Origin of the sequence: Methylomonas rivi, from assembly GCF_024505165.1 — a bacterium.
Lineage (GTDB): Bacteria > Pseudomonadota > Gammaproteobacteria > Methylococcales > Methylomonadaceae > Methylomonas > Methylomonas rivi.
Window position 1 is genome coordinate 1 of record NZ_JANIBK010000034.1, and the last position, 12,559, is coordinate 12,559.

Here is a 12,559-nt window from a genome sequence, read left to right on the forward strand (position 1 = left end):
ATCCTTTTCCAAAGGTCTCGAAAAAGAGGAACGAGTTTCAGCCAGTCGAAAATCTAGAAGGGAACGTGGCTTGCGTGATCAAGAAGATTATAGCCGTCACATGGATTATATTCATTGGAATCCGGTAAAGCATCAATGGGTAAATTCGGTAAAGGACTGGCCTTATTCAAGTTTTCATAATTTCGTCAAGCAAGGATTTTATCCCGAGAACTGGGGTAGCATTATGCCGTTGGATATTGAAGGCATTGAATAACTCGAAAGATGCGCCGCCCGTTGGTTGGCGCATCCTACGGGCTAACGACCCCAAGCAGAAGTTCGTTCATTTATCTGAATGTCGGGTTTAACTTCCAAAATGGCCATCTACTGCAGAATGGCGAATTGTATGGTCTATATGTCTGACTTAATGACAATATAAAATACTATACGAACTCAGCCAATGTAATTTAGGGACAGAAGATGCCAGAATCGCAACAAACCATGAGGATGCCGGAATTACTCGTGTTTGCTCGGGTATTTACAATCTGGTTTTTCTTAGCAGGATGTTTTCGAGCTTTTTACCATATAGGCGAAAAATTCGCCTTCATAATAACTGACGTCGATTGGATTGTTCGAGCATCCGGGATTGCCGTCTGCCTCATAATCTGTCTTATCTACGCAATTATGCGTGGTGCCTGGTCTTCTATCGTTCGCCTTGGCCGCAGTTTCCGGTTCGATATTTATGCTTTCGCGATAATTGGAGTTTGGTCAAACTTTTTGACCTCTTCCTGGCTACTGAAACTCCAAAAATTCTTGGATGGAGTGAGCCCTAATTGGGCTCTTATCATACTGATTGCCCTGGTTTTGATTCTCCTGTCGCCGTTAGTCAGAACTTACATTTCTCGAGGAAAAAAGTCTCCCCCTCAGTTCTACTTCCTTGGAGATGATGAAATCGACACCGAGGAGGAAGACATTCTGCAAATCAAAGGGCAGGCCAAAGACTTCGCTGAGACAGTTCTGGCTAGTGAAGCACATTCGGGTCTTGTGTTTGGCATTGATGGGCCGTGGGGAACGGGCAAGACCAGCTTTATTAATCTTGCGGAACGTCATTGGAAGGCGGTAGGTAACTCGGTAATTGTTTTTCGTTTTGAGCCGTTGCGGTACGCTGCCGAACCCGATCTGCCTGAACGTTTCTTACGAGACCTTACCGCAACTATTCAACAACAGGTTTATGCGCCAGAATTTCACCCAGCCGCATCCCGATATTCAAGAATGGTTAAAGGCCTCTCGCTTTTTGGATTCAGACTATCTATTGAGCCTTTAAGCGAGACAATCGACGAATTACTGTTAGACATTGACAGTGTCCTCAAAACCATCCGTAGGCGGGTCATCGTGGTCATAGATGACCTAGATCGTCTGGATGCCAAAACGGTAAACAATGTACTGTTTACCATACGGCGGACCTTCAAATTGTCTCAGGCGACTTATATCTTGTGTTATGACACTGAGAACCTAGTAAAGGGGAAAGACGAAGGCGGCAATGCGCGAGAGTTCCTTGAGAAGTTCGTGACAGTCAAATTTAGCCTATTCGTGGAAAGCTCTACGCTCCGTGATTTCTTGCGTAGAGATTGGAAAAGTAACGAGCACCCATTTCGGACTATTCCGTCGGATACCATGCTCAAACTTGATTCTGTCCTCACCGAATTAGCTGAAATACTCACATCAGAGAAAGCCGCCCAATACTTACCCCTAATTGTGGCGACATGCGGAAACTAAAACGTTTCGTCAATGCTGCACTTATGATGCAAATAGAGAAAACAGACTTCGCTAAGACAGATTTCAATCGACGTGACCTCGTCAATCTAATGCTTTTGCATCTTAATTACCCCGGCTTGTTTCGTCGAATTTATGCAGAGGAAACCGAAGGTCGGGTGGGAGTGTACTCAGCAAAACGTGACGTTGTCGAGAGGAATGTGAAATTTTCCAATAAAGAAGGATTCGAGAAAACGATAAGCGACAACAACGATTCGACAAGTCAGTTCTTGTTGCGGCAGTTGTTCGACGTGAGCGTACTCGGTGTTATGAATACTGATCCCACGAATGAAAGTGTTCTGAGCTCGCGTGCATGTTTTAACGCTGATGAGTACAGAAACCTTGAGAAATACCTGAAGCTAATTGTTAAATTCGCTACGCCGGAGCCTCAGGAAACATTCAAGCTCTACCAAGATGCTCTGGTTCGGGTTAAACAGGGTGCCTCTATCGCTTCTATTTTCGAAGAGCCGGAATTCCAGCTACAGAAAACCCCGCCTACCCACGATAAGTTTTGGTCGGTTTTGATCAATCAATCTTACGATTTTACGCAAACGGTTGCCGAGGACGCGATCAAAACGCTTGTGGAGTACCTCCCCCGATACTCCCTAGTTTACAGCCAAAATTGGGAACAAAATTGGGCACTTAGGAGGAGTTCTATCTACTATCTAATCTATCTCTTTGATCGAGCGGGTTGGGGGCGTACCGATGGAAGAAGATTAAACAACACTTCGGAAAACGTCGTCGAAATTGCTCAGCGTATCTACGGTGAAGGTTATTTCTTCGGTAGGGGACTAATTCAATTACTAACATCAGCTAATCGGGGCGTACTTGGATGGAACGACTTAATGGTTTTCAGGCTCCATTGTTCTGCAGACAGGCAAGGCCAGACATACAATCTCCACAGGGCGTTGATAGTTCATGACGATAAGCACTTACCAACCGACGGGGTAATTTCCTTGCTGGCTTTAAATGGCATGCGAGGACTATCGCAGAGAATCTTTCAATATTTTCGAGAAACCTATATTGATCAAAGTCGTAACTTCCTTACCGATGTTGACAATACTCCAGACAACGCTTTCTTTGGAGATTTAGAAATTTGGCTAAAAGCGCAAGACTCTGAAAGTGACGAATCCAACCAACTGTCTGATCTATTATTGGGTACCCGTTCAGCAGTAAAGAGTTTTGTTCTTTACCAGCTTACCAATAGGGAATATCCAAACGGTTCGGGCGCGGGCTGTGGTTTGTATGATGAGTCAGGAAATTCGGATGCAGGTGGCATTAGCCGCAAAATGAACAACTACATCTTCGGAGTTTGCTTCAATCCTGATAGCGATATAAATATTTTCCATTTTGCTGATTATTGCTTGCGTAGTTTAAGCAGTAGTTATTTTGGCGCTGATCACGGTAAGGAAGGGTACGCAGCCACTGAAACGAGTTTGGCGGCTGGACTCGATCCCGAAGAGCTCAAGCGCTATTGGACTAACTTTGGTCAGAAGATAAAAGAGAGAAATTTGCCAGCTGAAGATAGGCGAGTTGTGACGCTAAATTACATAGCAACATATTCCGAGGATCTACCATATGTATTTGAAACACTTGATAGGATGGTTAGTACGCCCTAAAACACAAAGAATAAGGTCATAAGGTGCGCAGAATATAGGGTGCTGCTGTCGGGCGCACCGTTTGCAGTCGTTGGGCCTCGCGTGGCTCGGCACAACCTATAGGCGGTCGTACATTTTTGGGATTACGGCTGGCGGCTGTAGATCAATCAGCAGACCTTCGTCAGAAAAACCATCTGTCTGCTTCTGGCCGAGGCTGTGTAAAAACGTAAAATCTCAAAAGATGGTGGAAAATCTAATCTTTTCTTGCGCCATTTTCGTAGCTGATGTGGAAAAGATTGTTTATCGGAGGTATTAAATAATCAAATCAGTGGGGCAAAATTTAATTTTTGAATTTCATTTTTGCGTTTTTACACAGCCTCGGCCGTTCCAAGGCATTCAAAATCTGGCTGGATTTGTAGCAGAATCGGTGACGAGTTGGCGATCGGAATACGCACCGTAGCTACATAAATCGTATGTTCTTAACTACTATTATTGCCAATTTTCGCACGAATCCTTACGCTTACCCATTTTTAACGCTGGTGTAAAGCGAATCGGCCGTGAGGAACACGGGAAAAGCGACTTTTCCCGTGCCTTTATGGAAAATCTATTTTGTATTGCCGCCGTTGTGAAGCACATCGTTGCGGTAAGCGGAATTGCTTGAATCGGCCGCGATATTTTTTGCCGCCGTCGCGTATTTTTCGTGTTCGGCGTTTTTAACCATCAGCACGGCGCCCACTGCAACGACTACCGCTAAAGCTATGTAGAGCCAGAAATTATCTTTTTCTTGAACTTCACTCATTTTCTGCCTTCCTTATGTTATTTATTAAAAATGGCGTTGACGAATCAACGCGGATTAAGTTATCAAAGCATGTCCGGAATTTTTTGATTTACATCAATCTTAATAAGGTTATTTGAGCCGTGCCGCGCCGCCGTTTTTTGCAATTTCTCTTCCGTGCCATGGCGGCGGCCGTTACCGGCGTCTTATGTTCAAAAAAAGTGTTGGCCGGCTGGACGGCGGAACATTTTGCCGAGGGCGATTTTACAACCCGCTTCCGGCAATTATTCGGCGACCGCGCTATCGCCGATACCGACGCCATAGTGTTGCTGCTGCCTGAAATAGCCGAAAACGGCGCAGTGGTGCCTATCACTATCAGCAGCGAGCTGCCGGACATACAGCGTCTGTATATCTGGGTGGAAAAAAACCCTACCCCGCTGGCGGCGAAATTGGAATGGGATGCGTCGTTGGCGGTTTATTTAACCGCGCGCATCAAAATGGCGGAAAGTTGCCACGTGGTGGTGGTGGCTCAACAAGGCGAACGCCTGCTGCGCGCTCAGCGCTGGGTAAAGGTGATGCAAGGCGGCTGCGGGACAGGGTGATGGCATCGAGTATAAAAATCAGGAGCCAGCAGATGGACGGCTATACGGAAATCAAATTGCTGCTGAGCCACCCCATGGAAAACGGCCGCAACCGCGATCCCGTTACCGGTGTCTTGATCCCGGCCCATTTCATCCGCGAATGGGTCATCGAACTTAACGGTAAAGTGATCATGGCTGCCGAACTGGGCGGCAGTATGTCGACGAATCCTTTTTTTACCGTTCGCTTGAAAAACAGCTTGACAGGCAACCGGCTGACGGTGCGTTGGATCGACAACCTCGGCTTTAGCGATAGCGCCGAGCATTTTATCGACTAAGCGGAATTAAACCCGGGCCACTTCGGCGCCTTTGTTGCGGGCGCTCGCCACCTTGAAGCTTAGATATTCGGAAGTAAACCTGGCTTGCAAATCGGCCAGCAGGGCCTCGGCCGCCGCCGGTGTCGCGACGGCGCAAAAACCGGTGGGACCCCAAGAAGTCTGGCCCACCGCCACCGCTCCGTGTTGTTGCAGCCAATTCATGGCGGCCTCCACTTCCGGGCTGGTGAAGATACCGCCCTGCACGGGCGCGAAATGTTGGCCGACGGTGGCCTGCAATTCGGTAATCACCTCGCCGAACAGCGCCAAGTTTTGTTCCGCCAACGCAGGCAAGGCACGCATCAAAAGCAGATAGCACAAACGTTCCGCCTCCGAACGCGGAAAAGCCGGCAGTTGCGTAAATGCGCTGACTTCTTGCGCACCGTGCAGCCCCTGTCCGCGGCGGTCGAAAGCCAGAATAAACCGCCAGCTTTCCGGCACCGGCATTTGCGACAGCAGCGGCGGAGTTTCCGTATCCGGACCGCGGCCGCCGTCAACCACCAGCCCGCCCTGTTCGAAAACGCCGATGCCGATGCCGGAACGGGCGCCGCGATCTGTCAGCCGGGCCATATCCCGCACGCTCAAACCCAAATCGTAAAACGCATTCAAACCGGCGCCAATCGCCAACGACATTTGAGTGCCGGAACCCAGACCTATGTGTTCCGGAATGGCGCTTGCCAGATCGATTCGAATATTTTCGGATAAATTCAGCTGTCGGCAGAGTTGCCGGGCGGCCTTTAACGCGCGGTCCGCGCAAGGGCCGTTCACTGTCAAGGCCTGTGCGGGCACGATTGTAAGACGGGTATTAATGTCGTTCAGCGCCAGACCGATACTGCCGAAATGCCGGCCGAGCTCGCCGCTCAAATCGATGAACCCCATGTGCAAACGCGCGGGCGCCAAAACAGTGACTTTTTCGTAGTGCCGTTTCACAACCTCAATTCCGTATCAAAAATCAGCCGGCATTATAGCGGATCGGCAAATGCAGCCGAGATAAAATCCGCCGCGGCCGACAGATCGGGCAGCACTCTGTACGCCAACTCGGACGCTTCGGTGTCTGCCGGCAAAACCGATGGAACGAACAAACAAACGCAGTCGGCCGCCACCGCTGCTTTCACCCCGGTAGGCGAATCTTCCAGCACCAGGCATAATCGCGGCGGGGCATTTACCGCTTCGGCGGCTTTGATAAAAATGTCCGCGGCGGGCTTGGGGCGAGCGGCATCCTCGCGGGCAAGCAGATGGGCAAACACCCCATCCAGCCCCGCCCAGGCCAGGCACTGTTCCGCATCGGCGCGGCGGCTGTTAGTGGCCAGACAGTAAGGCAGGCGCAAATCCCTGACCCGTTGCAAGGCCTCGGCGAATCCCGGTTTGACCGGTATGCCCGTTTGCCGTACGTGTTCTCGCCAATATCGGCCGCTCAGCCGGTAAAACCGCTCAAGTTCGAAATCCGCCCCGTAGAGCGCCAATAATCGCCGGCCGATTTCCTGACCGTGCGATCCCGATAGCGCCGTGCAAAACGCCCGATCCAGGCGGTATCCCATGTCAGCCGCCGCCTGTTGCCAGGCCGCGAAATAACCGGACTCGCTGTCCAACACCAAACCGTCCATGTCGAAAATAACGGCTTGAAAAGGCGGCGCGGGCGTCACCGCAAAACTCGAATGAATTCGCCTATGGCTTCCCGGGTGGAGCCGACCACGACACGGCGGCGGCCTTGTTGGTCTATTTCCAATTGTCCGGCCGCTTCGATCCGTTCGCCTACCTTGGCTTGGCCGACATAGGTCGCGGTAAAACAAACCACGCTGGCAATTTCAAGATGATCGATAACGAATTCGGCCGGATAATCGAAACCGAGGCTATCGTCGATAACCTCGGCCCGAATGCGGACGAAACCGGCTTTTTGAAATTGTCTGTCATCTTCGACAGCGGCAGGCAAACTCAGCGATAAATCGAACTTGCGCCGATTAAAAATAGCTTTATTGTACTTGCGTTGTTCATGCCAGATGTAATCGTCCAGCGCAAAGTCGCAGGCACGGCGTTGATAGGCGCTAAGCCAATCGTCATCGTTTAGCGCCTGACATTGATCCTTCGCAATCAGGGCCTGAATAATGTTTCTGGCCCGATGGAACGTGGCGCGGTCGTAACACACCAGATCCATATCGGAGGCATGGTTCTGCATGCCGACCAAAATAGACCCGGTCACCCCGAATTGGCAAAGTTCCAAATGATTGGCTTGCAGCAGCGCGCACAAATTGCGCAAATCTTTTATTACCGGGTCGCCGGTTTCCTCTTGCAGCAATGCTTGCAAAACCTGCCGGGGCTGAAAATGTTGACTCACCAGCGCCTCGTCAACCGCATGCAAATGGGTGTCCAGCACCGTCGAGTAATGCAAATATTCCGGAAAATGCGCCCGTAAAAAAGCATTGGCTTGGTCGGTGCCCACTTTTTGCCATTGGCCACTCCGGTATAGGTAACGTAAAAAACAGCGAACCTTGCCATATTCAAGCCCATCGGCTACCACGGCAAACAATAAACCCTGTTCGGTTAACACAAAATCCTTGGCTTTATACGTCATACCGCCACCTCTACCCGATTGCGACCGTTGCGTTTTGCGTTATAAAGAGCTCCATCCGCGGCCTTGGTAACGTCGGGACCGCTGTGATACTGCCCCGTATAGGTGGCCACGCCCAAACTCATGCTGACCCTATCGCTCGCATTGGAGCCGGCATGGGGAATATGCCGCTCAAAAACCGCCCACCTGATCATCTCGGCTACCGTGCGGGCGCCTTGCAGATTGGTTTCCGGCAAAATCACCGTGAATTCTTCGCCGCCATAGCGGCAGGCCAAGTCGATCGGACGCTTCACCTGTGCCGCTATTATACGGCCGACTTGGCTTAAGCATTCATCGCCCGCCGGGTGGCCGTAACAATCGTTGAATAGTTTAAAATAATCCACGTCGCCCATAATCACCGACAAAGGGGATTTGCTGCGTTTGGCCCAGGCAAACTGTCTTTCCAGGGTATTGTCGAAATTCCGTCGGTTGGCCAGACCGGTTAATTGATCGAACAGCGAGATGCGTTCCAGCTCCAAATTGGCATTTTGCAGCGCTGTTTGCGTATTGAACAGCTTTTGCCGCATCAGGTAAATGCGTTCCATCGCAATCACCGTCAATTGTAAGCGCAATGGGTTGAGCGGCTTCAACAGGTATGCATCGCCGCCGGCCAAAATACCGTCGGCAAACGAATCGTCATCGCTGTGAGTGGTGAGAAAAATAATCGGAAACCAGTCGTCTTTTTTGATTTCCCGAATCGCTTTAGTGGCTTCGATGCCGTTGATGGACGGCATCTCAACATCCATAAGTATCAAGTCCACGGCGTGATCCGCCACGAACTGCAGACAATCCGCGCCATTTTCGGCATAGGCAACTTCATGCCCCAACGATTTAAGGCATTCGGCCACCAACATCCTGATGGTTTTGCTGTCATCCACAACCAAAATTTTCATGTTTAATAATTTTCCATTCCGTTAAACCAATTCTCATCTAAAATTTTTGCCGATTTAGAAAACGATTGATAAAAGCAATCCAATCCCCTATTCTCAAAGTAAGAAGAAGAAAGCATAGCAAACTAATCGACTCATGCCCGACCCTATAAGGAGCTATCATGAAAATTGGCGTACCCAAAGAAATCCACGAAGGTGAAAAGCGCGTTGCCACCACGCCCGAAGCCGCCGATAAAATTATCAAACTCGGCTTTGAAATGTGTATCGAAAGCGGCGCCGGGTTATCGGCCAATATCAGCGACGAGGCCTATCGGGAAGCGGGCGTAACCATCCTGCCGGATGCGAAATCCGTTTGGAAGGAAGCCGATATTATTATGAAGGTCAGAGCGCCGGAGCGCCACCCGGAATTGGCGATCGATGAAGTGGAATTCATGCACGAAGGCCAGCATCTGATCAGCTTCATCTGGCCGGCCCAAAACGAAAACCTGATGCGGCAATTGGCGGCGAAAAACGTCACGGTGTTGGCCATGGACAGCATACCGCGGATGTCGCGCGCGCAAAAAATGGATGCTTTAAGCTCGATGGCCAATATCGCCGGTTACCGGGCAATCGTCGAAGCCGCCCAGCATTTCGGCCGCTTTTTTACCGGCCAAATCACCGCGGCCGGCAAGGTTCCGCCGGCCAAGGTTTTGGTGATCGGCGCCGGCGTGGCCGGTCTGGCCGCCATCGGTGCCGCCAAAAGCATGGGCGCCATCGTTCGCGCCTTCGATACCCGCCCGGAAGTGAAAGAGCAAATCGAAAGCATGGACGCCGAATTCCTGATGCTGGACTTCCAGGAAGACGGCTCGGGCAGCGGCGGCTACGCCAAAACCATGTCCAAGGAGTTTATCGAAGCGGAAATGGCTTTGTTCGCCCGCCAAGCCATGGAAGTGGACATTATCATTACCACCGCGCTGATTCCCGGCAAACCCGCACCGGAACTGATTACCGCCGGCATGGTGAAATCCATGAAGCCCGGCAGCGTCATCGTCGACTTGGCCGCCGAGCAAGGCGGCAACTGCGCATTGACCGAAAAAGACCAAATCGTGGTGAAGCACGATGTCACCATCATCGGCTATACCAATCTCCCCAGCCGGCTGGCCAATCAATCCAGCCAGTTATATGCCACCAACTTGCGCCACTTGCTGACCGACCTATGCCCAAGCAAGGACGGCGTACTCAACGTCAATATGGAGGATGAAGTCATACGCGGCGCCACCGTAATCAAGGAAGGCGCCATCACCTGGCCGCCGCCCCCACCCAAATTGACCGGTTCCCACAAGCCGCTGACCGAAGCGCCGGCGGTTGAAGTCAAAACCGCAAAACCGAAATCCTTGCTGTCGCAGGTGCTGCCGATATTGCTGGCCGGCGCGGCGATGTTCGGCATCGGCGCCGTGGCGCCGCATTCGTTTCTGGAACACTTTACCGTCTTCGTGCTGGCCTGTTTTATCGGCTACCAGGTGATCTGGAACGTGTCGGCCTCCCTGCATACGCCCTTGATGAGCGTCACCAACGCCATCAGCGGCATCATCGTCATCGGCGCATTGCTGCAAGTATCGACACCCGACAATTTGGTCATCACCGTCCTGTCCGGGGTGGCGATCCTGATTGCCGCCATCAACATCGCCGGCGGCTTTCTGGTCACCCGCCGCATGCTCGAAATGTTCAGAAAATAAGGGGAAATACACATGTCACAAGGCTTAGTCACCATGTCGTACATCGCGGCATCGATTCTGTTCATTTTGAGTTTAAGCGGCCTCAGCAACCAGGAAACGGCCCGCCGAGGCAACTACTACGGCATGCTGGGCATGGCGATTGCCATACTCGCTACCATAGCCGGCGGCCACGTCACCGCCTATGCGATCCTGGCCGGCGCCTTGTTGATCGGCGGCTCGATCGGCGCCTTTGCCGCCGCCCGGGTGGAAATGACGCAAATGCCGGAGCTGGTCGCGCTGATGCACAGCTTGGTTGGTATGGCGGCGGTGCTGGTCGGTTACGCCAGCTTCATGGATCACGGCATCGTGTTGACCGGCGTCGAAGAAACCATACACGAGCTGGAAATCTATATCGGCATCTTTATCGGCGCGGTGACATTCTCCGGCTCGGTGATCGCCTTCGGCAAGCTTTGCGGCAAAATCACCGGCAAACCGGTGTTACTCCCCGCCCGCCATTGGTTGAACCTGCTGCTGCTGATCGCCACCGTGATTCTGGGGCAACAATTTTTAGTCAGCAATGAAACCGGCACGCCGATATTCGGCAACCACCTATTCGACAACTCCATCTTCAACGGCCCTGTTTTGGCCTTGCTGCTGATGACGGTCATTGCGCTAGTATTCGGCATTCACATGGTCATGGCCATCGGCGGCGCCGACATGCCGGTGGTGGTATCGATGCTGAACAGCTATTCCGGATGGGCCGCGGCGGCCACGGGCTTCATGCTCAGCAACGATTTGCTGATCGTAACCGGCGCACTGGTCGGCAGTAGCGGCGCTATCTTGAGTTACATCATGTGCCGGGCGATGAACCGGCATTTCCTCAGCGTGATTGCAGGCGGTTTCGGTAGCGTCGGCGGCGGCGCAGCCGCGGAAGTGGAAGGCGAAGTCCAGCCTATCGAAGCCGAGGAAACCGCGCAACTGCTGCGCGACTCCAAAAACATCGTCATCATTCCCGGTTACGGCATGGCCGTGGCTCAGGCGCAACATACCGTGAATGAAATCACCAAATTATTGATCGGCCAGGGCAAAAAAGTCCGCTTTGCCATTCATCCCGTTGCCGGCCGCATGCCGGGCCACATGAATGTGTTATTGGCGGAGGCCAAGGTACCTTACGACATCGTGCTGGAAATGGATGAAATCAATGCGGATTTCCCCGACGTCGATGTGTCCATCGTGATTGGCGCCAACGATATCGTCAACCCTTCGGCACTGGACGACCCTAACAGCCCGATTGCCGGCATGCCGGTGTTGGAATGCTGGAAAAGCGGCACCACGATTGTCATGAAGCGCAGCATGGCGTCCGGTTACGCCGGCGTGGGCAACCCATTGTTCGTCCACGAAAATACCCGCATGCTGTTCGGGGACGCCAACGACAGGCTGCAGGCTTTACTCAAGGCTCTGCAAGAATAGTTCACGGGGGTGGCACGGGCTTAATACCCTGTCTCCCATCGGTCAGGAGCATATATCATGGCAAGAAAAATAAATTCGGCGGGTATCGAACTGGTACAAAAGTTTGAAGGTTTAAAATTGGAGGCCTATCTGTGTCCGGCCGGAGTGTGGACCATAGGTTACGGCCACACCAAGGGCGTCAAGAAAGGCGACAAGATCACCGAGGCGGAGGCCGACAAACTGTTGGAACAAGACTTGGGCCAATGCGGCGAACAAGTCGAGAAATATGTCCGGGTACCCTTGCACGACAACCAGTTCGCGGCCTTGGCCAGTTTCGTGTTCAATGCCGGCATTGGCAGTTTGTTATCCAGCACCTTGTTGCGCCGCCTCAACAATGGCGACTACGACTGCGTGCCCAGCGAATTGAGCAAATGGGTAAAAGCTTTAAACCCCAAAACCGGTAAAAAAGTGGCATTGCCCGGTCTGGTCAAACGCCGGGCGGCGGAAGGCGAATTGTGGCTGGATGCCGATAACGGCGACGACTTTCTCAATACCCGCGATATGCCGCAGATTGTGCATGCCGACGATTCGCGCACGATTTACAGCGTCGCCGCCCGCGACGGACTGCGCGTTCGTAGCGGCGCCGGCACGCAATTCGAGGTTCTAAAATTGTTACCCAAGGATGCGCAGGTTTATGTGCTTAGGGAAAAAGACGGTTGGGCCGCCATCGATGCGGAAGGCGACGGCGCGATTGACGGCTGGGTTGCCATGGATTTTTTAAATGTGCATCAAACCTAAGTCGGGCCGG

Annotated in this window: 12 protein-coding genes and 1 pseudogene; 8 read left to right on the forward strand and 5 right to left on the reverse strand. The window is 52.1% G+C overall.

The genetic code is table 11. From position 1 onward, the window contains the following. The 3 genes and pseudogenes from NP596_RS08600 to NP596_RS08610 form a co-directional block, all read left to right on the forward strand. A pseudogene (locus NP596_RS08600) lies at positions 1-253 on the forward strand (REP-associated tyrosine transposase); the annotation flags it as partial. 203 nt (positions 254-456) lie between these two features. Next, positions 457-1,752 carry a P-loop NTPase fold protein gene (locus NP596_RS08605; RefSeq protein WP_256614906.1) on the forward strand — a complete coding sequence of 432 codons (1,296 nt, stop codon included), beginning with the start codon at positions 457-459 and terminating at the stop codon, positions 1,750-1,752. After that, complete coding sequence (locus tag NP596_RS08610; RefSeq protein WP_256614907.1) at positions 1,740-3,407, forward strand: hypothetical protein; 1,668 nt, start codon at positions 1,740-1,742, stop codon at positions 3,405-3,407. Before NP596_RS08605 ends, NP596_RS08610 begins: the two co-directional genes overlap by 13 nt. Positions 3,408-3,990: 583 nt before the next feature. Here NP596_RS08610 and NP596_RS08615 read toward each other — a convergent pair. Then, positions 3,991-4,185, reverse strand: coding sequence for a hypothetical protein (locus NP596_RS08615; protein WP_256614908.1), 195 nt, complete (start codon positions 4,183-4,185; stop codon positions 3,991-3,993). Positions 4,186-4,322: 137 nt separating this feature from the next. Here NP596_RS08615 and NP596_RS08620 point away from each other — a divergent pair, with 137 nt between their 5' ends. Together NP596_RS08620 and soxZ are read left to right on the forward strand one after the other, a co-directional pair. Beyond that, complete coding sequence (locus NP596_RS08620) at positions 4,323-4,763, forward strand: thiosulfate oxidation carrier protein SoxY (protein WP_256614909.1); 441 nt, start codon at positions 4,323-4,325, stop codon at positions 4,761-4,763. After that, positions 4,763-5,077, forward strand: coding sequence for a thiosulfate oxidation carrier complex protein SoxZ (gene soxZ / locus NP596_RS08625; RefSeq protein ID WP_256614910.1), 315 nt, complete (start codon positions 4,763-4,765; stop codon positions 5,075-5,077). The genes NP596_RS08620 and soxZ overlap by 1 nt, the downstream gene beginning before the upstream one ends. 6 nt (positions 5,078-5,083) lie before the next feature. Here the strand turns inward: soxZ and NP596_RS08630 are convergent, their stop codons facing one another. From NP596_RS08630 to NP596_RS08645, 4 genes are read right to left on the reverse strand one after another with little or no spacing between them, the layout of a single operon-like run. Continuing rightward, complete coding sequence (locus NP596_RS08630) at positions 5,084-6,043, reverse strand: beta-ribofuranosylaminobenzene 5'-phosphate synthase family protein (RefSeq protein ID WP_256614911.1); 960 nt, start codon at positions 6,041-6,043, stop codon at positions 5,084-5,086. A gap of 32 nt (positions 6,044-6,075) precedes the next feature. Beyond that, positions 6,076-6,756, reverse strand: a complete 681-nt coding sequence (locus NP596_RS08635; RefSeq protein ID WP_256614912.1) for an HAD family hydrolase — start codon at positions 6,754-6,756, stop codon at positions 6,076-6,078. Then, positions 6,753-7,682, reverse strand: coding sequence for a hypothetical protein (locus NP596_RS08640; RefSeq protein WP_256614913.1), 930 nt, complete (start codon positions 7,680-7,682; stop codon positions 6,753-6,755). Before NP596_RS08640 ends, NP596_RS08635 begins: the two co-directional genes overlap by 4 nt. Beyond that, positions 7,679-8,611, reverse strand: coding sequence for a diguanylate cyclase (locus NP596_RS08645; protein ID WP_256614914.1), 933 nt, complete (start codon positions 8,609-8,611; stop codon positions 7,679-7,681). Before NP596_RS08645 ends, NP596_RS08640 begins: the two co-directional genes overlap by 4 nt. A 158-nt stretch (positions 8,612-8,769) precedes the next feature. On the opposite strand from NP596_RS08645, the gene NP596_RS08650 reads away from it, so the two are divergent. The 3 genes from NP596_RS08650 to NP596_RS08660 are packed head-to-tail and all read left to right on the forward strand — an operon-like array spanning position 8,770 to position 12,549. Further along, positions 8,770-10,323 carry a Re/Si-specific NAD(P)(+) transhydrogenase subunit alpha gene (locus NP596_RS08650; protein WP_256614915.1) on the forward strand — a complete coding sequence of 518 codons (1,554 nt, stop codon included), beginning with the start codon at positions 8,770-8,772 and terminating at the stop codon, positions 10,321-10,323. A 12-nt stretch (positions 10,324-10,335) separates the two neighbouring features. Further along, on the forward strand, positions 10,336-11,772 hold the full coding sequence (pntB, locus tag NP596_RS08655; protein ID WP_256614916.1) for a Re/Si-specific NAD(P)(+) transhydrogenase subunit beta: 1,437 nt from the start codon (positions 10,336-10,338) through the stop codon (positions 11,770-11,772). Positions 11,773-11,829: 57 nt separating this feature from the next. Continuing rightward, positions 11,830-12,549, forward strand: coding sequence for a glycoside hydrolase family protein (locus NP596_RS08660; protein ID WP_256614917.1), 720 nt, complete (start codon positions 11,830-11,832; stop codon positions 12,547-12,549). Positions 12,550-12,559: the final 10 nt, after the last annotated feature.